Source organism: Roseococcus sp. SDR, assembly GCF_019083995.1.
Lineage (GTDB): Bacteria > Pseudomonadota > Alphaproteobacteria > Acetobacterales > Acetobacteraceae > Roseococcus.
The window spans coordinates 40,588-66,235 of record NZ_JAHRCU010000011.1; the positions used below are offsets into that span (position 1 = coordinate 40,588).

Annotated in this window: 25 protein-coding genes; 12 read left to right on the forward strand and 13 right to left on the reverse strand. The window is 70.7% G+C overall.

The features are described 5' to 3' along the window. The 6 genes from KTR66_RS25100 to KTR66_RS13725 all read right to left on the reverse strand — a co-directional run bounded on the left by KTR66_RS25100 (nucleotide 1) and on the right by KTR66_RS13725 (nucleotide 6,091). On the reverse strand, nucleotides 1-549 hold the full coding sequence (locus tag KTR66_RS25100; protein WP_213613270.1) for a lipid-binding SYLF domain-containing protein: 549 nt from the start codon (nucleotides 547-549) through the stop codon (nucleotides 1-3). 58 nt (nucleotides 550-607) lie between these two features. Next, nucleotides 608-1,462, reverse strand: coding sequence for an MBL fold metallo-hydrolase (locus KTR66_RS13705; protein WP_213613272.1), 855 nt, complete (start codon nucleotides 1,460-1,462; stop codon nucleotides 608-610). A 2-nt stretch (nucleotides 1,463-1,464) separates the two neighbouring features. Continuing rightward, nucleotides 1,465-2,430: a tripartite tricarboxylate transporter substrate binding protein gene (locus KTR66_RS13710; protein WP_213613274.1), complete on the reverse strand. Its 966-nt coding sequence runs from the start codon at nucleotides 2,428-2,430 to the stop codon at nucleotides 1,465-1,467. A 40-nt stretch (nucleotides 2,431-2,470) separates the two neighbouring features. Next, on the reverse strand, nucleotides 2,471-3,370 hold the full coding sequence (locus tag KTR66_RS13715; RefSeq protein WP_213613276.1) for an ABC transporter permease: 900 nt from the start codon (nucleotides 3,368-3,370) through the stop codon (nucleotides 2,471-2,473). Between the two features lie 2 nt (nucleotides 3,371-3,372). Then, a complete protein-coding gene (locus KTR66_RS13720) occupies nucleotides 3,373-4,326 on the reverse strand; it encodes an ABC transporter permease (protein WP_213613278.1) in 954 nt (317 codons plus the stop codon). Between the two features lie 151 nt (nucleotides 4,327-4,477). Further along, nucleotides 4,478-6,091: an ABC transporter substrate-binding protein gene (locus KTR66_RS13725; RefSeq protein ID WP_213613280.1), complete on the reverse strand. Its 1,614-nt coding sequence runs from the start codon at nucleotides 6,089-6,091 to the stop codon at nucleotides 4,478-4,480. Between the two features lie 136 nt (nucleotides 6,092-6,227). Between KTR66_RS13725 and KTR66_RS13730 the strand changes: the two genes are divergently transcribed. Further along, nucleotides 6,228-6,947: an aspartate/glutamate racemase family protein gene (locus tag KTR66_RS13730; RefSeq protein ID WP_213613282.1), complete on the forward strand. Its 720-nt coding sequence runs from the start codon at nucleotides 6,228-6,230 to the stop codon at nucleotides 6,945-6,947. Here the strand turns inward: KTR66_RS13730 and KTR66_RS13735 are convergent. The 7 genes from KTR66_RS13735 to minC are packed head-to-tail and all read right to left on the reverse strand — an operon-like array spanning nucleotide 6,944 to nucleotide 13,968. Further along, nucleotides 6,944-7,729: an FkbM family methyltransferase gene (locus KTR66_RS13735; RefSeq protein WP_213613284.1), complete on the reverse strand. Its 786-nt coding sequence runs from the start codon at nucleotides 7,727-7,729 to the stop codon at nucleotides 6,944-6,946. The genes KTR66_RS13730 and KTR66_RS13735 overlap by 4 nt on opposite strands. Before the next feature lie 6 nt (nucleotides 7,730-7,735). Further along, nucleotides 7,736-9,424, reverse strand: a complete 1,689-nt coding sequence (ggt, locus tag KTR66_RS13740; RefSeq protein WP_371819124.1) for a gamma-glutamyltransferase — start codon at nucleotides 9,422-9,424, stop codon at nucleotides 7,736-7,738. A 59-nt stretch (nucleotides 9,425-9,483) separates the two neighbouring features. Then, complete coding sequence (locus KTR66_RS13745) at nucleotides 9,484-10,998, reverse strand: YifB family Mg chelatase-like AAA ATPase (protein WP_213613297.1); 1,515 nt, start codon at nucleotides 10,996-10,998, stop codon at nucleotides 9,484-9,486. 41 nt (nucleotides 10,999-11,039) lie between these two features. Further along, nucleotides 11,040-12,080 carry a serine hydrolase gene (locus KTR66_RS13750; RefSeq protein ID WP_213613299.1) on the reverse strand — a complete coding sequence of 347 codons (1,041 nt, stop codon included), beginning with the start codon at nucleotides 12,078-12,080 and terminating at the stop codon, nucleotides 11,040-11,042. Beyond that, nucleotides 12,077-12,361 carry a cell division topological specificity factor MinE gene (gene minE, locus KTR66_RS13755; protein ID WP_213613301.1) on the reverse strand — a complete coding sequence of 95 codons (285 nt, stop codon included), beginning with the start codon at nucleotides 12,359-12,361 and terminating at the stop codon, nucleotides 12,077-12,079. The genes KTR66_RS13750 and minE overlap by 4 nt, the downstream gene beginning before the upstream one ends. Next, nucleotides 12,358-13,179 carry a septum site-determining protein MinD gene (minD, locus tag KTR66_RS13760; RefSeq protein WP_213613303.1) on the reverse strand — a complete coding sequence of 274 codons (822 nt, stop codon included), beginning with the start codon at nucleotides 13,177-13,179 and terminating at the stop codon, nucleotides 12,358-12,360. Before minD ends, minE begins: the two co-directional genes overlap by 4 nt. Before the next feature lie 30 nt (nucleotides 13,180-13,209). Next, nucleotides 13,210-13,968: a septum site-determining protein MinC gene (minC, locus tag KTR66_RS13765; RefSeq protein ID WP_213613305.1), complete on the reverse strand. Its 759-nt coding sequence runs from the start codon at nucleotides 13,966-13,968 to the stop codon at nucleotides 13,210-13,212. 125 nt (nucleotides 13,969-14,093) lie between these two features. Between minC and KTR66_RS13770 the strand changes: the two genes are divergently transcribed. The 11 genes from KTR66_RS13770 to KTR66_RS13820 all read left to right on the forward strand — a co-directional run bounded on the left by KTR66_RS13770 (nucleotide 14,094) and on the right by KTR66_RS13820 (nucleotide 25,646). Then, nucleotides 14,094-14,993, forward strand: coding sequence for an ABC transporter substrate-binding protein (locus KTR66_RS13770; RefSeq protein WP_213613308.1), 900 nt, complete (start codon nucleotides 14,094-14,096; stop codon nucleotides 14,991-14,993). After that, entirely contained in the window at nucleotides 14,990-15,424 is a 435-nt protein-coding gene (locus tag KTR66_RS13775) for an acyl-CoA thioesterase (RefSeq protein WP_371819125.1), read from the forward strand. Before KTR66_RS13770 ends, KTR66_RS13775 begins: the two co-directional genes overlap by 4 nt. Beyond that, on the forward strand, nucleotides 15,421-17,217 hold the full coding sequence (locus tag KTR66_RS13780; RefSeq protein ID WP_213613309.1) for a heavy metal translocating P-type ATPase: 1,797 nt from the start codon (nucleotides 15,421-15,423) through the stop codon (nucleotides 17,215-17,217). The genes KTR66_RS13775 and KTR66_RS13780 overlap by 4 nt, the downstream gene beginning before the upstream one ends. A 16-nt stretch (nucleotides 17,218-17,233) precedes the next feature. Next, complete coding sequence (locus KTR66_RS13785; protein WP_213613310.1) at nucleotides 17,234-18,190, forward strand: D-2-hydroxyacid dehydrogenase family protein; 957 nt, start codon at nucleotides 17,234-17,236, stop codon at nucleotides 18,188-18,190. A 146-nt stretch (nucleotides 18,191-18,336) separates the two neighbouring features. Beyond that, on the forward strand, nucleotides 18,337-19,296 hold the full coding sequence (locus KTR66_RS13790) for an ABC transporter substrate-binding protein (protein ID WP_213613311.1): 960 nt from the start codon (nucleotides 18,337-18,339) through the stop codon (nucleotides 19,294-19,296). Beyond that, complete coding sequence (locus KTR66_RS13795) at nucleotides 19,293-20,093, forward strand: ABC transporter permease (RefSeq protein WP_213613313.1); 801 nt, start codon at nucleotides 19,293-19,295, stop codon at nucleotides 20,091-20,093. The genes KTR66_RS13790 and KTR66_RS13795 overlap by 4 nt, the downstream gene beginning before the upstream one ends. Beyond that, nucleotides 20,083-20,847, forward strand: a complete 765-nt coding sequence (locus tag KTR66_RS13800; protein ID WP_213613315.1) for an ABC transporter ATP-binding protein — start codon at nucleotides 20,083-20,085, stop codon at nucleotides 20,845-20,847. Before KTR66_RS13795 ends, KTR66_RS13800 begins: the two co-directional genes overlap by 11 nt. After that, complete coding sequence (locus KTR66_RS13805; protein ID WP_213613317.1) at nucleotides 20,844-21,710, forward strand: polysaccharide deacetylase family protein; 867 nt, start codon at nucleotides 20,844-20,846, stop codon at nucleotides 21,708-21,710. Before KTR66_RS13800 ends, KTR66_RS13805 begins: the two co-directional genes overlap by 4 nt. Continuing rightward, complete coding sequence (locus KTR66_RS13810; protein ID WP_213613319.1) at nucleotides 21,707-22,543, forward strand: alpha/beta hydrolase; 837 nt, start codon at nucleotides 21,707-21,709, stop codon at nucleotides 22,541-22,543. The genes KTR66_RS13805 and KTR66_RS13810 overlap by 4 nt, the downstream gene beginning before the upstream one ends. Then, nucleotides 22,540-24,285, forward strand: a complete 1,746-nt coding sequence (gene atzF, locus KTR66_RS13815) for an allophanate hydrolase (RefSeq protein ID WP_213613321.1) — start codon at nucleotides 22,540-22,542, stop codon at nucleotides 24,283-24,285. Before KTR66_RS13810 ends, atzF begins: the two co-directional genes overlap by 4 nt. Beyond that, nucleotides 24,282-25,646, forward strand: coding sequence for a CoA transferase (locus KTR66_RS13820; protein WP_213613323.1), 1,365 nt, complete (start codon nucleotides 24,282-24,284; stop codon nucleotides 25,644-25,646). The genes atzF and KTR66_RS13820 overlap by 4 nt, the downstream gene beginning before the upstream one ends. Nucleotides 25,647-25,648: the final 2 nt, after the last annotated feature.

Here is a 25,648-nt window from a genome sequence, read left to right on the forward strand (position 1 = left end):
TCAGTCCGGGCGGAAGCGCGTGATCTTCGTGCCGTTGAGGGCGAGCGCCGCCATCAGCCCCCGCTGGCCGAAGGTGATGGAATAGACCGGCTCGCGCAGCGTCGTGATGCTGGCATTGGCCTGCAGTCCATGATCGAGCGCCACCACGCTGGGGCCGGTGCCGATCTCCCAGCCATCGGCGGCCATCAGCGCCCGAAGCGACGCTTCGTTCATGAAGAACATGGCGATGCCCGCGGTCTGCGCGCCGGCCAGCAGGCCAAAGCTGGCGCCGGCGATGCGGTAATGGCCCTCGGTCTCATGGCCGCGGATCAGCGCACCCTCGCCATACTGACCGCCGACGATGAAGCCGCCGCTGATGATGCGCGGAAACACCAGGATCGCGTGCGCAGCCTGGAAGAGGGGGCGGACATGCTCCATGCCGCGCAGCGTCTCGAGCGCGATCGCCACCTCCGCGTCGATCTCGCGGCGGGTGGCGGCCTCCGCGGCGCCGGGCAGCAATGGCAGGGCCGCAAGCGCGGGCAGATGGGCGATCAGGCGACGACGGTTCACGGCGGGCTCCCTTCGGGCTTCGGCAGGAATCTGGCGCCATGCCAAGCCTTGCCAAGTGTCAGAAAGCCACCTCGAAGCCATCGGTGGCAAGGCTCAAGGGCCCGCTGAAATCGCGGGCCACCTCTTCCAGCAGCGCGGCTTGCCACGCGTCGTCCGGCCGCGGCTTGTGGTGCGTCAGGACGAGTTGCTTCACGCCGCAAGCGGTGGCGATCTTTCCCACCGTGTCGCCGCAGGCCAGCGTATGCCGCGCAAGGACACGGAAATGCTCCGAGGTGAGTTCGCTGCTCGCGGCATAGCAGCAGATGGCCAGCACGTCCGCGCCCGCGGCCAACTTGCGCAACCCAGGGCAATCCACCGTGTCGCCGGTGAAGGCGAAGACGCGGCCCGCCACCTCGAAGCGATAGCCATGGCAGAACCAGCGGCTGAGGAAGGCGGGGGTGAGCGTGGGCAGTCCGTGGCCGTGGCTCATTTCATGCGCCGTCGCGCGCCAGCCGGCGCCGGAGGTGGCTTCCCCCGCGCAGATCTCGCGCACCTCGACCGGCGCCCAGCCGCCATGGGCGGGCTCGCCCAGGCTGCGCCAGGTGAGGTCCCGGTCGTACACATGGTTCAGCAGCGCATCCACGATGCCCTTGGTGCCGGGCGGCCCTTCGATGAGCAGCGGGTGGCGCCGGCCCTCCAGCCAGGAATTCAGGATCACGTCGTAGAGATCGCCGATATGGTCGAAATGGTGGTGCGTCAGCAGGATCCGCCGCAGCCCAGCGATATTGGCGCGGGCTTCGCCCAGGCCCAGCAGCGCGCCGCGGCCGCTGTCGATCAGCACCTCCTCCTGCCCGCTGCGCAGCAGCAGCGAGGTGGCGCGGCGGTGCGGATCCCGGCGCGGGCCGCCGGTGCCCATGAAGGTGACGCTCGGCATGCTCAATCCTCCAGGCGAAAGCCGGTGGCGCGGATGATGGGGCCCCAGCGCGCGAGATCGGCCTGGATGGCGGCGGCGAAGGCGGCGGGGCCGAGCGGCCGGGGCGGCACGTCCAGCGCGCGCAGCCGTGCCGTCGTCTCCGGCTCCGCCACCACGGCGAGCGTGGCTGCGCCGATGGGTTCGATCACCGTGGACGGCGTCGACCCGGGGGCAAAGAGCCCGTACCACATCTCCGCCTCGCCCATCTCGCCGAGGTCGAGACCCGTCTCGGCGAAGCGCGGCACATCGGGCAGCAGGGGCGAGCGGTTGGCGCCGGTGACGGCCAGTGCGCGCAGTGAGCCGTCCTGCAGATGCGGCACCAGGCTGGCTGTGGTGGTGAAGCCGCAGGGGATCTCGCCCGCCAGCAGCGCCAGCACCATGGGGCCGGAGCCGCGATAGGGCACATGCTCCATCCGCGTGCCGGTGGCGCGGTTGAACAGCACGCCCAGGAAATGCGCGGGCGTGCCGGCGGAGAGCGAGCCATAGCTCACGCGGTCCCCCTGTGCGCGGGCCCAGGCGACGAACTCGGCCAGGTTGCGGGCCGGATGGTCGGCGCGGACGGCGAGCGCGAAGTTGAAGCTCGTCACCATGGCGACGGGGGCGATGTCCCGCACCGGGTCGAAGGGCAGGCGGGCGTAGAGGAAGGGAAAGAAGACCGGCACGACGATGGGCGCCATCATCAGCGTCGAGCCATCGCCCGGCGCGCGGGCCAGCGCTTCGGCGGCGATACGGCTGCCGCCGCCGGGGCGGTTCTCGACGAGGACGGGGCGGTTCAGGCGCGCCGGCAAGCGTTCGGCGATCAGGCGCGTCATCAGGTCGAGCCCGCTGCCGGGTGGGAAACCCACCAGGATGCGGGTGGGCCGTGGCGCCTGGGCATGCGCGACGGCGGGGAGAGTGGCCCCGGCGAGAAGAAGGCGGCGGGCGATCATCGGGCAGGCTCCGTCATGGCCTGCCCGAAGCTATCGTCCGTCAGCCCTTCACGTCCATCGCCTGCCGCAACCCGTCGGAGACGAGGTTGAAGCAGATGGAGGTGACGAAGATGCAGACGCCGGGCAGCACGGCCACCCAGGGCTGCACATAGATGGCCGTGCGCAGCGTGTTCAGCATCAGGCCCCACTCGGCCTCCGGCGGGCGGGTGCCCAGGCCGAGGAAGGAGAGGCCCGAGGCCAGGATCATGCAGACCGAGATGAGCGAGGTGGCATAGACGAAGATCGGCCCCAGCACATTGCCCAGCACATGCACGCGCACGATCGTGACCGCCGAAGCGCCGGAAGCGCGCGCCGCATCCACGAAGTCGAGGTTGCGGACGCCGGTGGTGACGCTTTCGGCCACGCGGATGATGGGCGGCACGAAGACCAGCGTGAGCGAGAGGATGGCGTTCATGATGCCCGCCCCCAGCGCGCCGGAGATGGCGACGGCCAGCAGGACCGAGGGGAAGGCGTAGAACACGTCCGTCACGCGCATGATGAGCATGTTCGTGCGCCCGCCGACGAAGCCCGCGATGACGCCGAGGAAGGTGCCGATCACGAAGGCCAGCGCGACAGGCAGGATGCCCATGAACCAGGAAAGACGGCCGCCATAGATGAGCCGCGTCAGCATGTCGCGGCCCAGTTCATCGGTGCCGAGCGGGTAATTCTCGGTGCCGATGGGGCGCAGGCGGCGGATCATGCTGCCCTGGAAGGGATCGTGCGGCGCGATGTAGGGCGCGAAGACGATGATCATCAGCATGACGAAGAGCACGCTGGCGCAGAAGATCGTCACCGGGTCGCGCTTCAGGCGCTTCCAGACGCCGGCCCAATAGCCTTCGGAGCGCAGGACGGCGGTTTTCGCCTGGATGGCGAGCTCGGCGGTGGCGGCGGAGGTGCTCATGCTCAGGCTCGCTTGATCCGGGGGTCGAGCGCGGTCTGGATGAGATCCACGCAGAGGTTGAGCGCCACGAAGAACATCGCCAGCACCAGGATGGTGCCCTGCAGCACCGGAAGGTCACGCTGGAAAATGGCGCTGTTCAGCAAGAGGCCGGTGCCCGGCCAGGAGAACACGGTCTCCACCAGGATCGAGCCGCCCATCAGGTAGCCGAGCTGCAGGCCGATCACGGCCAGCGCATTCGGCGCCGCGTTCTTCACGACATGCAGGAAGACGTTCCAGGAGGTGAGGCCCTTGCCGCGGAGTGCCACCACGAATTCCTGGTTCATGATCTCGGCCACGATGCCGCGCACGGTGCGCGTCACGATGCCCATGGGGATCACGGAGAGCGTCACGGCCGGCAGAATGAGGTGCTGGATATGCTCCCAGTCCCAGGCCCAGTCGGCGCTGCCGCCGGGCCCCGCCCCCATGGCCGGCAGCCAGTTCAGCTGTACGGAGAAGATGACGACCAGCACCATGCCGAGCCAGTAATGGGGCACGGAGACGCCGGCGACGGCGGTGGTGACGGCCATGCGGTCGAGCAGCGAGCCGCGGAAGGTGCCGGCCAGGCCGCCCAGGATGCAGCCCAGCACGAAGCCGATGAGCGAGGCGGCGAAAGCGAGCGTCAGCGTGTTGCCGATGGCCGAATGCAGGTCGCTCCAGACCGGGCGGCCGGTGGCGAGCGAGCGGCCGAGATCGCCCTGCACCACCTTCATCAGCCAGAGGCCGAACTGCACGGGCAGCGGCTTGTCCAGGCCGTAGTCGCGGCGAACCTGCTCCACCACTTCCTGCGGCGCGTCGGGCGGTACGATCGCGTTGATCGGATCACCCGGCGCGATCTGCACCAGCATGAAGCAGACGAACCCCACCGCGAGCGCGATGGGGATCGCGTAGATGAGCCGTTTGATCAGGTAGAAGAACATTATGCGACGCCCTCAGACGCCATGCTGCGGCATGCCTGCGGCATGACGCGCGCGCATCCGCGCGCTTGGCTTCGGCCGCACAGGCGGCCGCCGCGGCTATTCGCCGCGGATTCTCTGAAGGCGCGCATGAGGCTCATGACCAGTCCTTTGCTTACTGGATGTGAGGGAGACGCAGATCCACGAACCAGCTCTGCGGCTGGACATGGCCACGCACCCGCGGGCTCATCGCGCGCGGGCCCACGTCATGGGCGATCCAGATGAAGAGCGCCTCGTCCACACCGGCCGCATGCAGGCGGGCCAGCGCCGCGTCACGCTCGGCCGGCTCGAAGGAGGTGCGGGCGGCGGCGACCATCTGGTCGAAGCGCGGATCGTTGAACATGCCCCAGTTGTTGGAGACGGGTGGCGCCATCTTGCTGTCGTAGAAGCGGACCAGCGAGAAGAACGGGTCCATCGCCGAGAAGCTGACATTGGTGGCATGCGCGCCGCGCGCCGAGGCATGGCCGCAGCCATTGCGCCAATTGGTGAAGAGCGCGTTCCACTCGATCACGTCGAACTCGACATTCACGCCGACCGTGCGGAGATCCTGCTGGAGGAACTCATTCATCGAGAGCGGCTGCATCTGGCCCGAGCCGCTCGCGCTGATCTGCACACGGATCGTCAGCGGCCGCTGCGGGCCGTAGCCGGCTTCGGCCAGCAGGCGGCGCGCCTCGGCCTTGTCGGTGCGGATCTGGAAGGTCGGGTTGCCGGCCCAGGGGTGGCCCGCCGGATAGGTGCTGACCGCCGGCTGCATCATGCCGCCCAGCAGCGTGCGCAGCCCCTCGCGGTCAATGGCGAGGTTCAGCGCGCGGCGGACCCGCACGTCACTGAGCGGGGATGAGGGCAGGAAGCAGGGCTGCCAGGGCCAGACATGCGGCTGCGGGTTGGTCGCGATCTGCATGTTGCGGCTGCGCAGCTGCGGCACGGCATCGGGCGAGGGCGCCTCGATCCAGTCCACCTGGCCCGAGAGCAGCGCGGCGGTGCGGGCATTGGCCTCCGGGATCGGCAGCAGCACGATGCGGTCGAGCTTCGCCTTGGTGCCCCAGTAGTTGTCGTTGCGCGTCATCTCCGCGCGCTCACGCGGGACAAAGCGCGTCAGGCGGAAGGGGCCGGTGCCCGAGGGGTTCGCGGCGAAGGCGTTCCAGGTGGCCTCGGCCGTCGGGTGCTGCGCGCGCAGCGCCTGCCAATGGGTCGGGCTCGCCATGAAGAGGTTGGTGAGGTTGATCGGCAGCAGGCTGTCCGGCTCGCTGGTGAAGAGCGCGACGGTCATGTCGTCGATCTTCTCGGCGCGGCGCAGCGTGGGCATGCGCGTCGCGGTCACGCCGACCTGGCGCGGGTCGAAATGCGGCGCGTCGCGGTCCAGCACCTTGCGGACGTTCCAGACCACCGCATCGGCGTTGAAGGGGCTGCCGTCGTGGAAGGTGACGCCGGGGCGCAGGCGGAAGATCCAGCGCGTGCGGTCGTTCGGGTCGCTCGTCCATTCGGTGGCGAGGCTCGGGATCACGGTGGAGGGGCGATCGGCCCGGCTCAGATCCCAGGCGGTCAGGCCGTCATAAAGCGGAATGCCGGTGAAGCGGTTGCCCTCGAAGCCCTGGTCAGGCTGGCCATGGGTCAGCGGGATGTCGGCCGCGGTCATGCCGATCCGCAGCGTCCCCTGCGCGGCGGCGGGTCCGGTGGCGGATAGGGCGAGCGGCAGCAAGGCCGCCATGATGACGTGACGCAAACGCATGTTGTTGATCCCTGTCTGGGGTTTCCTCACGGTGTTACTTAGCGCCGAAGGCACCCTGCGGGGCAAGCGCTCTCCGCCGCCCGAACGCCCCCTCCCCCCTTGTCTTTGCCCAAGGCCCGGGCACAACTGCCCGCCGATGAAGCTTCTCCTCCTCAACGGCAACACCGATCCCGCGATCACCGAGCGCATGGCGCAGGGGGCGCGGCGCATGTGCACGCATGAGATCGTGCCCCTGACCGCGCGCTTCGGCGCGCGCTACATCGCCTCGCGCGCCGCCTCGGCGGTCGCCGCCCATGCGGTGCTCGATTCGCTGGCGAGCGAGATCGGGCGCGACAATCCCAAGGGCTATGACGCCGCCATCATCGGCTGCTTCGGCGACCCGGGGCTGGAGGCGGCGCGGGAGTGCTTCCCCATCCCCATTCTCGGCATGGCCGATGCGGCGATCTTCGCGGCGCTGCGCGTGGCGCCGCGCGTGGGCGTGCTGACCGGGGGGGCGGCCTGGGTGCCGATGCTGGAGGAGTTTTTCCTGTTGCGTGGCCTCGGGCCTGACAAGGTGCGCGTGGCCGCGATCCCACCCACGGGCGACATGATCGCGCGCGAGCCGGCGAAGGCGGCCGGCCTGCTGGCCGAGACCGCGCGCGGCGAGGTGGCGCGCGGGGCGGGCGTGATCCTGTTGGGCGGCGCCGGCTTGGTGGGCCTCGATGCCCTGGTGGCGCCGCAGGTCACGGTGCCGGTGCTGGATGGGCTGCGCTGTGCGATCGAGGCGGCGGAGACCGCGACGGCGGCGCGGCAATTGAGCAGCATCGCGCCGAGCGTGGGCCTCTCGGACGCGCTGGCAGCGAGCCTCGCTGGTTAGCCCTTCACGAAGCGGCGGTTGCGTGCGGCGCCATCCATCGGCGCCTCGCTGAACCCGGCCTCGGCCAGCAATTCCGGGATGCCATTGCCGCCGGCGGCCGCATTGGCGCCGTCGATCTCCACCAGCACCTCGCGCACATGCTGGCGCAGCGTCGCCATGGCGCCGCGCAGGATCAGCGGCTCGATGCCGTCCACGTCGAGCTTGATGGCATCCGGCGCCGGCGGCGCGAAGCGGGCCATGAACTCATCCACCGCGAAACCAGGCACGGCCTGGCGGAAGCCGCCCTCCCGCGCCTCGATGCTGTGCATGGAATGCCCGGCCGCCGTATTGGCCATGTTCAGCGTGACGAGCGATGTCTGCTCCGCGAAGGCCAGGCAATAGGCGCTGATGCGGTCGTCAAAACCGTTGATCTCGATGTTGCGGACCATGGCCGCGAAGCTGGAGGCCGAGGGCTCGAAGGCCAGAACCCGCAGTCCGCGCCTCGCGGCGAAGAGGCTGTAGAGGCCGATATTCGCGCCGATGTCCCAAAGCACGCTGCCCACCGGCCGGGACATGATCCAGGCCACCGTCTCCGGCTCGTCCTGGCCGAAGCCCTGCGGGTCATGCAGCGCGCGGGCCGAGGGGCATTCCACCAGCAGCGGGCCGGCTTCGGTCGGCACCGTCAGGCGCTGGATCAGGTTTTCGGCGACCAGGGCGCGCGTGGCCTCGGCGCGGCGGGGGCGCATGGGGCTTGTCGCGGTACGGACGACGCCGGAGAGGAAGCGGGCGAGGCTGCGGCTCATGCGCGTTCAGTCACCGGCGACCATCCCCTCGCGGCGCGGATCGGTGCCGCCCAGCAGGCGCCGCGCCTCGCCCTGGCGTTGGATGCGGATGAGGTTCAGGCCGGAATTCATCTCCCGCGCCTCGGCCGGTGCGCCGCGCGCGATGAGCCCAGGTGCCAGCCCGGCGGCGGCGGTGCCGCGCTCCACCTCGGTCATCGCATTGAGCGCGCCGACATGGGGCAGCGCCGCGGCGGCCTGGGGGTCGAGGTTCCAGTCGAGCATCGCGACCAGCGCCTGGGCGACATAGCCGATGATGCGCGCGCCCCCCGGGGAGCCGGCCACGGCCTCGAGCTGCCCCTGCTGGAAGACGAGCATGGGCGACATGGAGGAGCGCGGCCGCTTGCCCCCCTCGACACGGTTGGCCACCGGCCTGCCGTCCAGCTCCGGCTGGAAGGAGAAATCCGTGAGCTGATTGTTCAGGAAAAAACCGCGCACCACCACGTGGGAGCCGAAGGCGCTTTCCACCGTGGTGGTCATCGAGACGGCGCGGCCCTCGGCATCCAGGATGGACATATGGGCGGTGCCGCCCTCGGGCTGTGGCGGCTGGCTGGCGAGCGCCGGGCCGAAGCGGCGCGGATTGCCGGGTTGCGGCGCGGCGATGGCGCGATCGGGCGAGAGAAGCTGCGCCCGGCCGGTCAGATAGGCGCCATCCAGCAGGCCGCTCACTGGGACGGGCACGAAGCCAGGATCGGCCATGAAGCGGTTGCGGTCGGCGAAGGAGAGCCGCCCCGCCTCGCCCAGCAGCATGGCGGCGTCGAGGCCGCCGGGCTCCAGCGCCGGCATCTCGAAATGGCCGAGCAGGCCCAGGATCTGCAGCACCACGGCCGCGCCCGAGGGGGGCGGCGGGCCGCAGAGGGTGAAGGCGCGATAGGGCAGGCAGAGGGCGGCGCGACGGAGCGGCGCATAGCCCGCAAGGTCATCCGCCGTCATCAGCCCCGGATTGGCATGGCCGCGCACGGCCCGGACGATATCCTGCGCGATGGGGCCGCGATGCAGCGCGACCGCGCCTTCCTCCGCGATGGCACGCAACGTCGCGGCGAGCGCCGGGTTGCGCAGCCGCGCCCCCTCGGCGAGCGGCGCGCCTTCGGCGGTGAAGTAGATCGCGCGCGCGCCGGGGTCACGCCGCAAAGAGCCGCCGAAGGCGCTGAGCAGCTGCGCAAGGCGGGGCGAGACGTCGAAGCCCTCCTCGGCGAGGCGAATGGCGGGCGCGAAGAGATCGGCCCAGGCCAGCCGGCCATGGGCGCGATGGGCCTCCTCCAGCATGCGGACCACGCCGGGCACGCCGACGGCGCGGCCGCCGATCGCCGCATCGAAGAAATCCATCGGGCGGCCGTCGCGCAGGAAGAGATCGCCACGCGCGGCCGCCGGTGCCGTCTCCCGCCCGTCCCAGGCGACAAGCTCGCGCGCGGCGGGGTCCCAATGCAGCAGGAAGGCGCCGCCACCGATGCCGGAGGATTGCGGCTCCACCAGTGTCAGCACCGCCTGCACGGCGATGGCGGCATCCACGGCGGAGCCGCCCGCGCGCAGCATGGCCTGGCCGGCTTCGGCCGCGAGTGGGTGCGAGGCGACGACCATGTGGTTCTGCGCCACCACGGGCTGCGCGGCCGCCGGTGCGGCCATGAGCAGGAGCAGGGCAAGGAGGGGCGCGCGAATCACGCCCGCGGGTGTAGCCCCATTTGGGCGGGCGCGTCACGCGGGGGTGTCAAGCCGGCTTGTCAGATGGCGCGGCGGCGCCCCCGATAGGCCAGGGCCTCGGCCACATGGGCGCGCTGGATCGCGGCGCTGCCGGCGAGGTCGGCGATGGTGCGCGCGAGGCGGATGGAGCGGATGAAGCCGCGTGCGGAAAGCCCCAGACGCTCGGCCGCCTGCTCCAGCAATTGCCGGGCCTCGGGCAGAAGCGCGCCGCGTTCCTCCAGCAGCGCGCCGTCGGCCGCGGCGTTGTGGCGCGGGCCATCCTCGCCCCAGCGCGCGCGCTGCACATCGCGCGCCGCCTGCACGCGGGCGGCGATGCGTTCGGTCGTCTCGCCGGCCGGCGCGCGGGAGAGTTCGGCCGGCGGCACGGCCTGGACCTGGAGGGTGATGTCCATGCGGTCGAGCAGCGGGCCGCTCAGGCGTTCGGCGTATTCCTCGCCGCAGCGCGGCGCGCGGGAGCATTCGCGCCCCGCCTCGCCCAGATGGCCGCAGCGGCAGGGGTTCATCGCGGCGATGCACTGGAAGCGCGCGGGATACTCCACATGCGCGTTGGCGCGGGCGATGACGGCGCGGCCCGTCTCCATGGGCTGGCGCAGCGCCTCCAGCGCGGGGCGCGGGAATTCCGGCCACTCGTCGAGAAAGAGCACGCCGTGATGCGCGAGGCTGATCTCGCCGGGCTTGGCGCGCGCGCCGCCGCCGATCAGCGCCGCCTGGCTCGCCGAATGATGCGGCTCGCGGAAGGGCGGGCGCGTCAGCAGCCTGCCGTCGCGTAGCAGGCCGGCGACGGAATGCACCATGGAGAGTTCCAGCGCCTCGCCAGGTGTCAGGTCCGGCAGCAGGCCCGGCAGGCGGGCGGCGAGCATGGATTTCCCAGCCCCGGGCGGGCCGATCATCAGCAGGTTGTGGCCGCCGGCGGCGGCGATCTCCAGCGCGCGCTTCGCGCTTTCCTGGCCCTTCACCTCGGAGAGGCAGGGGCCGCGCCAGGCTTCGCGCTCCAGGCGCGGCGGCTCGGGCGGGGACATGACCTGCACGCCGCGGAAATGGTTGAGGATGGCGGGCAGGTCGGGCGGGGCCAGCACCTCGCCGCGCCCGGCCCAGGCGGCCTCCCCGCCCTGTGCCGCAGGGCAGATCAGGCCGAGGCCGCGTTGCGAGGCGCCCAGCGCCGCGGGCAACACGCCCGCCACGGGCAGAATCGCGCCGTCCAGCGAGAGTTCACCGAGGGCGGCGAAGCCTGCCAGTTCCTCGCGCGGCAGCACCTCCATGGCGGCGAGCAGGGCGAGGGCGATGGGCAGGTCGTAATGGCTGCCTTCCTTGGCGAGGTCGGCGGGGGCGAGGTTCACCAGAACCCGCTTGGGCGGGAGTGCCAGGCCGAGGCCGGTGAGTGCGGCGCGCACCCGCTCGCGCGATTCGCCCACGGCCTTGTCGGCCAGGCCCACCAGCAGAAAGGCCGGCAGGCCCGGCGCCAATTGCACCTGCACCTCCACCGGGACGGCGTTGATGCCGGCGAAGGCGAAGGTGGCGATGCGGGCGAGGCTCATGCCGGTGCAGTGTCTTCACCCGCCAGCGTCCCGCGCAAGCGCTATTTGGCGAGCGCTTCCCGCACCATCCCCATGAAGGCGTTCAGATGCGCCGGATCGAGCCAGCGCGAGACGGCGACGATCCCCTCGGCCGGCTCCATCCAAGTGGTGTTGCCGCCAGCGCCCGAGAAACACACCGCCCCCTCGCTCGCCGCCGGCCATTTCGTGCGGCCGGTGTTGAGCCAGAAGAGGAAGCCGTAATGCGGGTTGAGCGCGCAGGGCGTGCGGCAGAGATCCAGCCATTCCTTGGACAGGATGCGCTTGCCGTTCCATTCGCCATCGGCCGCGACCAGCAGGCCGATCTTCGCCTGGTCTTCCGCGCTGATGATGATGCCACCGCCCCAATGGCCACCGCCGGAGACGCTCTCGATCATCCGGCCGTCGATCTCGACCTGGGAGGTGGAATAGCCGCGCCATTGCCAGTCGGTGGAGGCACCGATTGGCGCCATGATCCGCTCCGCCCAGACCTCGGGCAGCGGCCGGCGGAACAGGTGCAGCAAAGCGAGCGCCAGCGCGTTCACGCGGACGTCGTTGTATTCCCAATAGCTGCCGGGCGGCTGCATGGGGCGCGGGCTGCGCTTCTTGCCCTGGCCTTCCACGCCCAGGTTCCGGCCGCGATCGATCAGGTCGCTTTTGCCGAAGAGCGTGCCCTCGAACTCGGAGGTGTTGGTCAGCAGATGCCGCCAGGTGATGGGGGCATTCTGTGCGGTGGCGAAGGCCTGATGCGGCACGCGGTCACTGACGCGGGCGTCGAGATCGGGCAGCAGCCCATCCTGCACGGCGAGGCCGGCCAGCATGGCGAGGTAGCTCTTGGCCACGCTGAAGGTCATGTCGGCGCGGGCGGGGTCGCCCCATTCGGCCACGCGCTTGCCGTGCTGGTAGATCACGCCATTCGGCCCGCCGCGCGGGGCGGTGGGGCCGATCACGGCATTGTCGGGCGGGCCCTCGAAATAGCCGCCTTCGAGATGCGCCAGGATGTCGCGCGGCCAGGGGGTCTCATGCGCCGCGGCGAAATCCGTCGCGGCCTTCAGCTCGGCGGTCACGCCGCGCGGCCACCCGTGACGGCGGCCGGACCCGGCAGCTCGATATCGATGGCGAGCGTCGAGAAATCCCCGCCGCGCTCCAGGTTCACCTGCACCTTGGCGGGGTCGATCGCGACATAGCGCGCGACCACGGCCACCAGCTCCTGCTGCAGCTTGGGCAGGAAATCGGCCTGGCCGCGGCTGACGCGCTCATGGCTGATGATGACCTGCAGCCGGTCCTTCGCGGCGGCGGCGGTGCCCTTGGTCTCGCGCTCCTTGCGGAAGAAGTTCAGCCAGCTCATGCCGCCCTCCCGCCGAAGAGCTTGCCGAAGAAGCCCTTCTTCTTCTCGGGTTCGAGGAAGCGGTGCGGCTTCTCCTCGCCCAGGAAGCGCGCCACCGCATCGGCATAGGCCTGGCCGGCCTGGCTCTCGGCATCCATGATGACCGGATTGCCGGCGTTGGACGCCTTGAGCACGCTCTCGCTCTCCGGGATCACGCCCAGCAGCGGGATGGCCAGGATCTCCAGCACATCGTCCAGCTTCAGCATCTCGCCGCGCTCGACGCGGGCGGGGTCGTAGCGCGTGAGCAGCAGGTGCTGCTTCACCGGGTCCTTGCCCTCCTCGGAGCGCTTGGTGCGCGATTGCAGCACGCCCAGGATGCGGTCGCTGTCGCGCACCGAGCTGACCTCGGGGTTGGTGACGACGATGGCCTGGTCCGCGAAGTAGAGCGCCAGCAGCGCGCCCTTCTCGATGCCGGCCGGGCTGTCGCAGAGGATGTAGTCGAAATCCTTGCTCAGCTCCTCGATGATAGCCTGCACGCCTTCCTTCGTCAGCGCGTCCTTGTCGCGCGTCTGCGAAGCCGGAAGGATCGAGAGGCCCTCGACGCGCTTGTCCTTGATCAGCGCCTGGGAGAGCTTCGCCTCGCCCTGCACCACATTCACGATGTCGAAGACCACGCGCCGCTCGACGCCCATGATGAGGTCGAGGTTGCGTAGGCCCACGTCGAAATCGATGACGACGGTCTTCTTGCCCCGCTGCGCGAGGCCGGTGGCGAAGGCGGCGGAGCTGGTGGTCTTGCCCACGCCCCCCTTGCCCGATGTGACGACGATCACCTGCGCCATGTTGTCTTCCCTCGTGAATGGATCCTGGGTTCAGCCAAAGGGGTCGAACCGCAATTGCTCGCCGTCGAGGCGCACCTGCACGCCGCGGCCGATGACGGCGGGGGGCACCCCGTCGCGCACCGCATAGAGACCGGAGATGGCCACCAGCTCCGGGTCAAAATTCTGCGCGAAGATGCGGGCCGTGCCGTCCTCGCTCGCCCCTGCCACGGCGCGGCCGCGCAAGGCGCCGTAGATGTGGATGTTGCCGTCGGCGATCACCTCGGCGCCCGCATTCACGGGGCCGACGACGATCAGGTCACTGCCCTCGGCATAGACGCGCTGGCCGGCGCGGACGGCCTGGTTCACCACCATGGTGCGCGCGGCGGGCGCCGGGCGCGCGGGCTCGGGCGGCGGCGGGATGGCGACGGCGGGGGCGGCCACGGGCGCGGGCGCCTCCACCTCCGTCTCGCGCTGGCCGGCGGGGCGCAGCGTGGGCAGGCCGGCGCCGGCGGCGGCGGCGCGCAGCAGCTGGGGGCCGCCCACCACACCGATCGGCAGGATCTCCAGCGCGCGCAACCCGGCGACGAGGGCGGGGAAATCCACCTGCTCGCCGCCCAGATCATCGAGGCTGATGGCGATGGGGGCATAGCGCAGGAAGCCGGGCGCCTTGCGGAACTGGTCACCCAGCGCTGGCAGCACCGCCTGGACGTCACCCGTCAGCAGTCGCAGCGTCAGCAGGCTGTAATTGCTGCCGCGCAGCCGGAATGTCTCGGTCGGCAGGCCGGAGGTGGGCCTGGCTTCGGCGGTCATGGGGTCCAAGGGCTTCCCGGGCAAACAGGTGAAGGGGTGTGATAGCCGCCCGCGCGCCGGCAGCGAAGCCCCAACTGCGGGTCTGGGAGTGGAATCCGTGCCGAATCCGCCGCATGCTGGCTGGCATGCCCGAGACCCTGATCCTCGCCGAGCCCTTCCGCGCCCTGTTCTACGCCCCCTACTACCTGGCCGAGGCGCGCGGCGCCTTCACCCGGAACGGGCTGGACCTCCGGATGGAGACCGCCGGCACCCCCACCCTCGCCGCCGAGGCCGTGCTGGCCGGCCGCGCCGATCTCGCCTGGAGCGGGCCGATGCGCGTGATGCAGCACCGCGCGGCGGACCCCGCCTCGCCGCTCACCGCCTTCTGCGCGGTCATCATGCGCGATCCCTTCCTGATCGTCGGCCGCTCCGCGCGGGAGGGGATGCATCTGGCGGAACTCAACGGCTTCCGGCTGGGGCTGGTGACCGAGGTGCCCACGCCCGTCTGGTGTCTGGCCGATGCGGTGGCCCGCGCCGGTGGCCGGCCGGTGAAGGACCGCGCGGGCGGCAGCATGGCGCAGAACGTGGCATCGCTGCTGGAAGGCAAGCTCGACGCGATCCAGGTCTTCGAGCCCTTCGCCTCCCAGGTGGAGGAGGCGGGCGGCGCGGTCTGGTTCAGCCAGGCGAGCACCGGGCCCATGGCCTATAGCTCGCTCTACAGCACCACGGCCACGCTCGCCGCGCGGCGGGAGGCGATGCGCGCCATGGTCCGCGCCCTGGCCGAGACGCTGCGCTGGATGGAAAGCGCCACGCCCGCCGAGATCGCCACGCTGCTGGAGGCGCGCTTCCCCGACCTGCCGCTTGCGACTCGCGAGCGCGCCGTGGCCCGCTATCAGGCGGCGGGCCTCTGGACCGATGGGCCGCATATGCCGCGCGCCGCCTTCCAGGCCCTGGGCGAGGCGATGATCCGCGCCGGCGCCCTGCCGCATATCCCGGATTTCGGCCTCTGCGTGGATGAGGCGGTGGTGACGGAGGCTCTCTCGTGAGGGCGCCCCCCGGCAAACGCGCCGATTACCGCTGGTTCCTGGCCATGCCGACCCGCTGGATGGACAATGACATCTACGGGCACATGAACAACGTCCAGCACTACAGCTTCTTCGACACGCTGGTGGCGCGCTTCCTGCTGGCACATGGCGTACTGGATCTGAAGAGCAGCGAGCATGTCGGCCTCGTCGTCGAGACGGGGTGCCGCTACCACGCGCCGCTCGCCTTCCCGGATGAGATCACGGGCGGGCTGCGCGTGAGCCGGCTGGGTTCCTCCTCCATCACCTATGCGCTGGCGCTGTTCCGCAATGAGGAGGATGTGGCGGCGGCGGAAGGCCACTTCACCCATGTCTATGTGAAGCGCGCCGCGCAATCCGAGACGGTGCCGCTGCCGGCCGCGCTGCGGGCGGCGGGGGAAGCGGTGCGCGCGTGAACCCGCTCGCGGACCGGCGCCTGCTCGTCGCCTGTCCGCTGCTGGGGCTGATCGCGGGCGGCTGGCTCTGGGCCGCGGGCGGCCGGGCCGAGATCGCTTTCGCCATGGGCACGCTGCCCGTGCTGGTGCTGCTGGTTGCGGAGATGATCCGCAGCCTGCGGCAGGGCGCCTTCGGGCTCGACCTGATCGCGGCCCTCGCCATGGCCGCGGGCCTTGCGATGGGCGAGCCGCTGGCCGCCTGCATCGTGGCGCTGATGTATGCGGGCGGGCAGTATCTGGAGGATTACGCCCACAGGCGCGCCGGCGCCGAGATGACGGCACTGCTGGCCCGCCAGCCCCGCACAGCGCTGCGCCATGATGACGGGGCGCTGACCGAAATCCCCATCGAGCAGATCGCGGTCGGCGATGTGCTGCTGATCCGCCGCGGCGCGGTGCTGCCGGTGGATGGCGTGCTGGCCTCGCCGCTGGCCATGCTCGACACGGCGGCGCTGACGGGCGAGCCCATGCCGGTGCGCGTGACGGAGGGCGAGGCGATGCTCTCGGGCTGCGCCAATGCGGGCGACGCCTTCGACCTGCGCGCCACCACCGATGCGGCGGCCAGCACCTATGCCGGCATCGTGCGCATGGTGCGGGCGGCGGCCGACAGCCGGGCGCCGATGGCGCGCCTCGCGGATCAGTGGTCGGTCGGATTCCTCCTGCTGACGTTTGCCATGGCGGGCGGCGCCTGGGCGTTGACGGGCGAAGCGCAACGCGCGCTGGCGGTGCTGGTCATCGCCACCCCCTGCCCGCTCATCCTCGCCGTGCCGGTCGCGCTGCTGGCCGGGCTGTCACGCACGGCCAAGCTCGGCGTGCTGGTGAAGTCGGCGGCGGTGCTGGAGGCGATGGCGCGGATTCGCGTGCTGGTCATCGACAAGACCGGGACCATCACGGCGGGTGCGCCCGCGCTGGTGAGCATGACGGGCCATGACGAGGCGCTGCGCCTCGCCGCCTCGCTCGACCAGGCCTCGGAACATCCCATCGCGCGCGCGCTGGTCGCCGCCGCACGGGCGCGCGGGCTCATGCTCAGCGCGCCGGAGGAAGTGCATGAAGTGCCGGGCGAGGGCCTGACCGGGTTCGTCGAAGGCCGGCGCGTGGCGGTGGGCGGGCCGAACTGGGTGGCGGAGATGACGGGCGCGCCGGCCTTGCCGGTGGGCGCGATTCCCGAAGGCGCCATGCGTTGCGCGGTCGCGGTGGATGGCGCGCAGGCGGCAACCCTCATCTTCGCCGACCAGTTGCGCGCGGATGCGGTCGAAACCATCGGCACGCTGCGCGCCGCGGGCATCCGCCGCATCATCCTCGCATCGGGCGACGCCAATACCCCGGTGCGCGCGGCCGGGGCCGCCATCGGCGCCGATGCAGCCCATGCGCGGCAAAGCCCGGCGGACAAGGTGGCGCTGATCGCGGCTGCCCGCGCGGAGGGCCCCGTGCTGATGCTGGGCGATGGGCTGAACGACGCGCCGGCGCTGGCGGCCGCCGATGTCGGCGTGGCCGTCGCCACCAAGGGCGCGGCGGCGGCCGAGGCGGCGGATGCAGTGCTTCTGGTGGATGGGCTGTCGCGCCTGGCTGGCACGTTGAGCGCCGCCCGCCGGGCGCGCGCCATCGCGCTGCAATCCGTCACCATCGGGATCGGGCTTTCCAGCCTCGGCATGGTGCTGGCGGCCTTCGGCCACCTGACGCCCGTGCAGGGCGCCCTGATCCAGGAGGCCATTGACGTCGCGGTGATTCTCAATGCCCTTCGCGCCCTGACCGACTGACCCCAGGGAGCACGACATGCCCGAACTGAAGCGCCTCGCCATTCTTGACGACTACCAGGACGTGACCCTCTCCATGGGCCCCTGGGACCGGCTGCCGGGCCTCGAGAAGACTGTCTTCCGCGACACGATCGCGGACCGGGAAGCGCTGGTGGAGCGCCTCATGCCCTTCGACGCCATCCTCGCGATGCGCGAGCGCACCCCCTTCCCGCGCGCGCTGATCGAGCGCCTGCCCAACCTCAAGCTGCTGATCACGACGGGCGAGCGCAATCGCGGCATCGACGCCGAGGCCTGCGCCGAGCGCGGCATCATCTTCTCCGGCACGCCCTCCTTCGGCGCGCCGACGGTGGACCTCACCTGGGGCCTGATCCTCTCGCTCGCGCGCCGCATTCCGGAGCAGGTGTCCGCGCTGCATGCGGGGAAGTGGCAGACGGCGCTGGGCGTCGGCCTCGAGGGGCGCACGCTGGGCGTGGTGGGCCTCGGCAAGCTCGGCACCAAGGTCGCCAAGGTGGGCCAGGCGCTGGGCATGAAGGTGATCGCCTGGAGCACCAACCTCACGGCCGAGGCCGCCGCCGCCGTGGGCGCCACGCGCGTGGAAAAGCAGGAGCTGTTCGCTCAGGCCGATGTGGTGACGCTGCACCTCATCCTCTCCGACCGCTCGCGCGGCATCGTCGGCGCCGCCGAGCTTGCCGCGATGAAGCCGGGGGCGATGCTGGTGAACACCTCGCGCGGGCCGCTGGTGGACCAGCCGGCCCTGCTGGAGGCGCTGCATGCCGGCCGCATCCGCGCGGGCATCGATGTCTATGACATCGAGCCACTGCCCTCCGACCACCCGCTGCTCAAGGCGCCCAACACGGTGCTGACGCCGCATCTGGGCTATGTGACGGAGGAGAATTACCGCGCCTATTTCCAGGGCGCGGTGGAAGCGATCGAGGCCTTCCAGGCCGGCGCCCCCATCCGGGTCATCAAGGGCTGAGCTGTTGCCTTCCGCATGGGCGCATTGCCTGTGCGGAAGGCAACCCGATGCTTGCCAGACGCAGACCGGGCGGGAATCGGCCTTGCCCGCCCCCCGGCCCCGGCCAAAAACGCCCCCGTCACGAAATTCGATGGGAGCGCCCGATCATGAGCCTTCACCGCCGCACGCTGCTGGCCGCCTCTGCCGGCACGCTCGCTGCCCCCTTGGCCGCCCCGGGCATCGTCGCCGCCCAGGGCACGCGGGTGCGGATGGGCGCGCTGCGCCTGATCCACTCCATCACCCCCTTCTTCTATGACCGCTTCATGCCCGAGGGCATGACCATCGAGGTCATCCCCTTCGAGAGCCCGACCGAGGGCAAGAACGCCGTCGTCACGCGCTCGGTCGACTTCGGCGCCTTCGGCATCGCCGCCGGCATCCTGGGTGCGGCCGCGCGCGAGCCCGTCACCGTCATCGGCTCCTGCTGCGACAAGGGCATGGCCGTCGTCGCCCGCCGCGACGGGCCGATCAACACGCTGACCGACCTGCGCGGCAAGCGCGTGGGCATCTGGCCCGGCTCGACGCAGGAGGTCTTCATCCGCGAGCGCCTGCGGATGGAGGGCATGAACATCCGCGACATCACCAGCGTGCGCGTCAGCTTCAGCGAGATGCATGCGGCGCTGGCCCGCGGCGACATCGACGCCTATGTGGGCGCCGAGCCCGGCCCGGGCATCAGCCAGGTGACGGGCATCGGCAAGGTGGTGGAATTCCCCTACTCCACCCCGATGGGCACGCTGAACATGATCTTCGCGACCCATTTCGAGACGACGCAGCGCAACGCGGCGCTCTGCGCCACCATGCTGGGCGTGCATCGCCGCGCCTCGGAATTCGCCTCGGCCAATCGGGCGGCGGCGATCGAGATGGCGGTGCAGCGCCTGGGCATGCAGCGCCCGGCACTCGAGATCAGCATCGAGAATGTGGAGCTGAACTGGCGGATGACGCCGCTCATGGTCGAGCGCAGCCGCACCTATGCCCAGCACATGCTGGAGCTGCAGCAGATCCGCGCCATTCCGGACTTCAATACCTTCTTCAACACCCGCTTCTCGGACGAGCTGGCGCGCACGGCGTGAAGAACCCATCCGCACTGGGCGGCGCGCGGGGGCTGTTGCTCGCCCTTTGCGCGCCGCTGCTCTTCCTCGCCTTCTGGCATTATTCCACGGCGGGGCGGCCCTTCAGCCTCATCCCGCCGCCGATGGATGTCGGTGTGCAGCTCTGGGACCTCGCCTTCGGCGGTGTCTGGGACGATCTCTATTCGCGGACGCTGGCCGAGCACGCGCTGGCCAGCATCAGCCGCGTCTATGGCGGGTTCGCGCTGGCCGCGGCACTCGCGCTGCCGCTCGGGATGATGATCGGGCGCATCTGGCTGGTGCGCGCGCTGCTCGACCCGACGCTGCAACTGATGCGACCCATCCCGGTGACGGCCTGGCTGCCGCTCGCCATGATCGTCTTCGGCATCGGGCCGCGCTCGGCCTTCTTCCTGGTGTTTCTCGGCGCCTTCTACCCGATCCTGGTGAACACCATCTTCGGCGTGCGCAACGTCGAGCCGCGGCTCTTCGAGGCGGCGCGGATGCTGGGCACCTCCAATTCCGCGCTGTTCTGGAAGGTGGTGCTGCCGGCCTCGCTGCCCTCCATCTTCACGGGCCTCCGGCTCGGCCTCGGCTTCGCCTGGGTCGTGATCGTGGTGGGTGAGATGACGGGCGTGCAGACGGGGCTGGGTGCGATCATCATGGAGGCGCGGCAGCTCTCCCGCACCGAGATCGTCATCAGCGGCATGATCACCATCGGGCTGCTCGGCTACCTTTCGGACTACGCCGTGCAGCTCATCGGCAAGCGCCTGCTGCGCTGGAGCCCGCAACATGGCGGCTGAACCCCTCAACATCCTCGACATCACGCATGTCACGAAGCGCTTCGACTTCCAGGGCCAGGAGATCGTGGCGTTGCAGGACGCGACGCTCTCCATCCGCAAGGGCGAGTTCGTCTGCCTGATCGGGCCGTCCGGCTGCGGCAAGTCAACGCTCTTGCGCATGATCGGCGGCTTCGAGACGGCGAGCGAAGGCAAGCTCGACATGTGGGGCAAGCCGATCGGCGAGCCGGGGCCGGATCGCGGCATGGTCTTTCAGGATTACGGCCTGTTTCCCTGGCTGACGGTCGCGAAGAATGTGGGCTTCGGCCCCGCCGCGCGCGGGCGGCCCGCGAAGGAAGTGGCCGAGACGACGAAGCGCTTCGTGGACATGGTGGGGCTCACCCGCTTCGCCGAGGCCTATCCGCACCAGCTCTCGGGCGGCATGAAGCAGCGTGTGGCCATCGCCCGCGTGCTGGCGAATGAGGCGGAAGTGGTGCTGATGGACGAGCCCTTCGGCGCGCTGGACGCGATGACGCGCGAGAACCTTCAGCAGGAATTGCTGGAGATCTGGCAGCGCACGAAGCTCACCGTCATCTTCGTCACGCACGCGATCGAGGAGGCCATCCTGATGGCGGACCGCATCGTGGTCATGTCGCCGGGCCCCGGGCGCATCGTCGCCGATGAGCGGGTGAACCTGCCGCGCCCGCGTGACCCGACGGACCCCGATTTCAACACGCTGCGCCGTCACTTCGCGGCCATGCTGGGAGGCCATCATTGAAGCCCACCGATCGCATCGCCTATGCCGCGCCGCAGGATCGCGCGCCGCGGCCAGGCCCGAACGGCGCCAAGGTGCTGGTCTATTTCGTCATCAACATCGAGGAATGGGGCATCGAGCGCCCCATGCCGCGCCAGGTGCTGCCGGCGCCGACCGGCCTGCCCGTGATCCCGGATGTGGCGAACTGGGCCTGGCATGAATACGGCATGCGCGTGGGCTTCTGGCGCATGTTCAAGGCCTGCGAGGCGCGCGGCATCAAGCCGACACTCTCGATCAATGGCAATGTCTGCAATGCCTATCCGCGCGTGGCGGGTGCGGCGCGCGATGCGGGCTGGGAGTTCATGGGCCATGGCTTCAAGCAGATCCCGACGCACCAGGTGCTCGACCAGCGCGAGATGGTGCGGGATGCCGTCGAGACCATCCGCGCCTTCACCGGCAAGCCGCCCGTGGGCTGGCTCGGGCCGGGCCTGACGCAGACGCTCGACACGACGGATATCCTGGCCGAGCACGGCATCCGCTATTGCGCGGATTGGGTGGTGGATGACGTACCGGTGCCGGTGCAGACGCGGCATGGGCCGATCTGGTCCATGCCCTATTCCGTCGAGCTGAACGATATCCCGATGATCATGGTGCAGCACCACCAGGCGGAGGAGTTGCAGGCGCGCACGCTGGCGCAGCTCGACCGGCTGCTGGCGGAGGCCGAGACGGAGGGGTGCAAGGTCATGGGGCTTGCGGTGCACCCCTATATCTCGGGCGTGCCGCATCGCATCGGCGTGCTGGAAGCCACGCTCGATGCCATTGCCAGCCGGCCCGGGGCGGTGTTCGCTCAGGGGGCCGAGATCCTGGATTGGTGGGAAGCCGCATGAGCCTTGATGTGACGAAGTCGAACTGGTTCAGCCTGACCCAGCGCGAACGTGATTCCGCCTACAACAACAATGAGGCGGTGCCCGATGCGCCGAGCCTGATCGAGGAGCGCAACCAGGCCTCCGCCGCTTTCCGCGGCGCGCATGCCAAGGCGCTGGATCTGCCCTATGGCGAAAGTCAGCGCGAGCAATGGGACCTCTATGCGGGGACGAATCCGCAGGCGCCGACGCTCGCTTTCATCCATGGCGGCTATTGGCAGCGCAACCGGCGCGAGGATTTCGCGGCCATGGCGGAAGGCGCGCTGGCCATGGGGTGGAATGTCGCGATCTGCGGTTACAGCCTCTGCCCCGAGGTGACGCTGACGCGCATCGTCTATCAGATCCATGCGGCACTCGACTGGCTGGCGGCGCATGGCGCGGAACATGGGCTGGCGGGGCCGATCGTGCTGACGGGCTGGAGTGCCGGCGGGCATCTGACGGCGCTGGGGGCGGAGCATCCGGCAGTGACGGCGGCGATCGCCATTTCCGGCATCTTCGAGCTGGGGCCGATCCGCGACACCTACCTGAACGCCGCGCTGAAGCTGACGGATGAGGAGCTGGTGGAGCTTTCGCCGATGCGGCGGCCGGTGGTGCAGAAGCCCATCGCCATCGCCTATGGCGCGGCGGAACTGCCCGAGCTGTGCCGCCAGTCGCGCGATTTCCACCGCCTGCGCAGCGAGGCGCAGGCGCCGGGGCCGCTCTGGCCCATCCCGGGTGCCGATCATTTCCGCGTGCTGGAGGCGCTGCGCCGGCCGGATGGGGCGCTGCTGCGCCTCGCGGCCGAGCTGCTGCGATGAGGCCGCCCGCCGCCTTCACGCTGGAGGCGCTGGCGGGGTTCTACGCCGCGGGCGGCTCGGCGGTGGAGGTGGCGCGCGAGGCGCTCTCCCGCATCAAGGCCTTCAACGACCCGGCGCTGTTCCTGGCCACCGTGCCGGAGGAGGAGTTGCTGGCGCGCGCCGCGGCTCTGCCGCCTGGGCCGCTGCATGGCGTGCCCTTCGTGGTGAAAGACAATATCGATGCGGCCGGTCTGCCGACCACGGCCGCCTGCCCCGATTTCTCGCGCATGCCGGAAGAGGATGCGCCGGCCGTGGCGCGGCTGCTGGCGGCCGGCGCGCTGCTGCTGGGCAAGGTCAATCTCGATCAGTTCGCGACAGGGCTGAACGGCACGCGCAGCCCCTATGGCACGCCGCGCAACGCCGTGCGGGCCGACCTCATCCCCGGCGGGTCTTCCAGCGGTTCGGCGACGGCGGTGGCCGCCGGCATCGCCGCCTTCAGCTATGGCACGGACACGGCCGGTTCGGGCCGCGTGCCGGCGGCGGCGCAGAACATCGTGGGGCTGAAGCCGAGCCTGGGCCTGATCCCGACGCGGGGCGTGGTGCCGGCCTGCCGCTCGCTCGATTGCGTGTCCATCTTCGCGCAGAACGTGGCGGATGCGGCCGCCGTGCTCGCCATCGCGGCCGGGCCGGATGCGGCGGACCCTTATGGCCGTGCGGCACCGTCCAGCTGGCGCACCATGGAAGCGGCGCCACCCGTGCTTCGGCTGGCCGTGCCGGAACAGGCGCAGCTCCTCTTCGACACGCCGGATGATGCGGCGCTCTTCGCTGGCGCGGTGGCGCGGGCGGAGGCGATGGGGGCCAAGGTCACGCGCGTGGATATCGCGCCCTTCCTCGCCGTCGCGCGGCGGCTTTATGACGGCGCCTGGGTCGCGGAGCGGACTTCCGCGCTGCGGGACTGGGTGACCCAGCGGCCTGATGCGCTGCATCCGGTGACGCGGAGCATCCTGGAAGGCGGCCTCGGGCGGCTGACCGTGGATGCGTTTGATGATTTCCACGCGGCGGCGGAGGCGCGGCTGCTGGCGCGGAAGCTGTTTGCGACGTGCGATGCGCTGCTGCTGCCGACCTGCCCAGGCGTGCCGACGCTGGCCACGCTGGCGGCGGAGCCGATCGCGGCGAATAGCCGCCTCGGCACCTACACGAATTTCGTGAATCTCTGCGATCTCTCGGCGCTGGCGATTCCGGCCGGCTTCCGCGCGGATGGCGTGCCGGCCGGCGTGACGCTGGTGGGGCCGGCCTTCAGCGAAGGGCGCCTCGCGGCGATCGGCGCGGCCATGCATCATGCAGCCGGGCTGGGGCCGATGCCGCCGGCGCCGGCCGAGATGGCGGCGGATGAGATCGGGCTGTTCTGCATCGGCGCCCATATGTCGGGCCTGCCACTGAACGGGCAGGTGCTGGGTTTCGGCGGGCGCTTCCTGCGCGCGGCCCGCACGGCGCCCACCTACCGGCTGTATGACCTCGGCAACCGGCCGGGCATGGTGCGAGCGGCCAGCGGGGGCGCCTCCATCCTGGGTGAGATCTGGGCGCTGCCGGCGGCCTCCATCGGGCCGTTCCTGGCGGCCATTCCGCCGCCGCTCGGCTTCGGGCGCGTGACGCTGGAGGATGGCAGCACGGTGCTGGGCTTCCAGGCGGAGAGCGAGGGCGTCGCCACCGCGCCCGAGATCACGGCACGCGGCGGCTGGCGCGCGCATCTGGCGGCGAAGTGAGCACGCTCTCTGGCCTGCTGGCGGGCGCGGGGCTGGAGCCCGGCCTCGCCGCGCAGGCGGATCTGACCGGGGCGGACCCCGCCCTGCCCTCCTCCTTCCGCATCGGCGAGGCGGCGCAGGCCTCCATCGCGGCCCTCGGGCTCGCGGCCGCCTCGATGCATGCGGCGCGGGGCGGCGCGATGCAGCGCGTGGCCGTCTCCATGGACGATGCCGCAGCGGAATTCCACTCAGAGCGGTATCTGCGCATCGGCGATACGCCGCCGAAGGATCCGTGGGATGCGATTGCGGGCGCCTATGGAACGGCGGATGACGGCGTGGTGCGGCTGCACACGAATTTCCCGCATCACCGCGACGGCATCCTGAAGCTGCTGGGCTGCGCCTATGACCGGGCGGCGGTGGCCGCGGCGCTGGAGAAGCGCAAGGCGATCGCCTTCGAGACGGAGGCGACGGCGGCGGGGCTTTGCGTCTCGGCCATGCGCAGCTTCGCGGAGTGGGATGCGCATCCCCAGGCGCAGCATCTGGCGACGACGCCGGTGCTGGCGATCGAGCGCATCGGCGATGCGGCCCCGCGCCCCCTGCCGCCTGTGGCCAGCCGGCCGCTGGAGGGGTTCCGCGTGCTGGATCTGACGCGCGTGATCGCGGGGCCGGTCGCGGCGCGCGGGCTCGCGGCGCATGGGGCGGAGGTTCTGCACATCACCGGGCCGCATCTGCCGAGCATTCCGACGCTGGTGGTGGATACGGGACGCGGCAAGCGTTGCGCCATGCTCGATTTGCGCGATGCCGATGATGTCGCGCGCCTGGATGGGCTGGCGGCGGGGGCGGATGCCTTCGTGCAGTCCTATCGCGCGGGTTCGCTGGCGGCGAAGGGGTTTTCGGCCGAGGCGCTGGCGGCGCGGCATCCCGGGATCGTGGTGGGTGAGTTGTGCGCCTATGGCTGGGGCGGCCCTTGGGCGAACAAGCGCGGCTTTGACAGCCTGGTGCAGACCTCCACGGGCTTCAATGTCGCGGAGGCCGAGGCGGCGGGGGTGGCGGCGCCGAAGGTGATGCCGTGCCAGCCGCTGGATCACGCCTCGGGGTATCTGTTGGCCTTGGGCGTTGTGGCGGCGTGGCATCGGCGGGCCATCGAGGGCGGCTCTTGGCGCGTGCGGGTGACCCTGGCGCGGACCGGGTTGTGGTTGCGGAGCCTGGGGCGGATCGAGGATGGCTTTGGCGCCGTGGCGCATGCGCCTGGGTTGGTGACGGAAGAGGGCGCGTTTGGCGTGGTGCACCATCTGCCGCATTCGGCGCGCATGTCGCTGGCGCCCGCTTTTTGGTCGCGCCCCGCGGAGCCGTTGGGCGCGTCCCCGCCGAGCTGGGCCTAAGG

Excerpts from the sequence above, each read along its gene's own strand:
- KTR66_RS13720 (WP_213613278.1), bottom strand. The coding sequence starts at position 4,326 with ATGTTCTTCTACCTGATCAAACGGCTCATCTACGCGATCCCCATCGCG.
- KTR66_RS13715 (WP_213613276.1), bottom strand. The coding sequence starts at position 3,370 with ATGAGCACCTCCGCCGCCACCGCCGAGCTCGCCATCCAGGCGAAAACC.
- KTR66_RS13790 (WP_213613311.1), top strand. The coding sequence starts at position 18,337 with ATGAGCCTTCACCGCCGCACGCTGCTGGCCGCCTCTGCCGGCACGCTC.
- KTR66_RS13725 (WP_213613280.1), bottom strand. The coding sequence starts at position 6,091 with ATGCGTTTGCGTCACGTCATCATGGCGGCCTTGCTGCCGCTCGCCCTA.
- KTR66_RS13710 (WP_213613274.1), bottom strand. The coding sequence starts at position 2,430 with ATGATCGCCCGCCGCCTTCTTCTCGCCGGGGCCACTCTCCCCGCCGTC.
- atzF (WP_213613321.1), top strand. The coding sequence starts at position 22,540 with ATGAGGCCGCCCGCCGCCTTCACGCTGGAGGCGCTGGCGGGGTTCTAC.
- KTR66_RS13785 (WP_213613310.1), top strand. The coding sequence starts at position 17,234 with ATGCCCGAACTGAAGCGCCTCGCCATTCTTGACGACTACCAGGACGTG.
- minE (WP_213613301.1), bottom strand. The coding sequence starts at position 12,361 with ATGAGCTGGCTGAACTTCTTCCGCAAGGAGCGCGAGACCAAGGGCACC.
- minC (WP_213613305.1), bottom strand. The coding sequence starts at position 13,968 with ATGACCGCCGAAGCCAGGCCCACCTCCGGCCTGCCGACCGAGACATTC.
- KTR66_RS13810 (WP_213613319.1), top strand. The coding sequence starts at position 21,707 with ATGAGCCTTGATGTGACGAAGTCGAACTGGTTCAGCCTGACCCAGCGC.
- KTR66_RS13730 (WP_213613282.1), top strand. The coding sequence starts at position 6,228 with ATGAAGCTTCTCCTCCTCAACGGCAACACCGATCCCGCGATCACCGAG.
- minD (WP_213613303.1), bottom strand. The coding sequence starts at position 13,179 with ATGGCGCAGGTGATCGTCGTCACATCGGGCAAGGGGGGCGTGGGCAAG.
- KTR66_RS13800 (WP_213613315.1), top strand. The coding sequence starts at position 20,083 with ATGGCGGCTGAACCCCTCAACATCCTCGACATCACGCATGTCACGAAG.
- KTR66_RS13735 (WP_213613284.1), bottom strand. The coding sequence starts at position 7,729 with ATGAGCCGCAGCCTCGCCCGCTTCCTCTCCGGCGTCGTCCGTACCGCG.
- KTR66_RS13705 (WP_213613272.1), bottom strand. The coding sequence starts at position 1,462 with ATGCCGAGCGTCACCTTCATGGGCACCGGCGGCCCGCGCCGGGATCCG.
- KTR66_RS13770 (WP_213613308.1), top strand. The coding sequence starts at position 14,094 with ATGCCCGAGACCCTGATCCTCGCCGAGCCCTTCCGCGCCCTGTTCTAC.
- KTR66_RS13745 (WP_213613297.1), bottom strand. The coding sequence starts at position 10,998 with ATGAGCCTCGCCCGCATCGCCACCTTCGCCTTCGCCGGCATCAACGCC.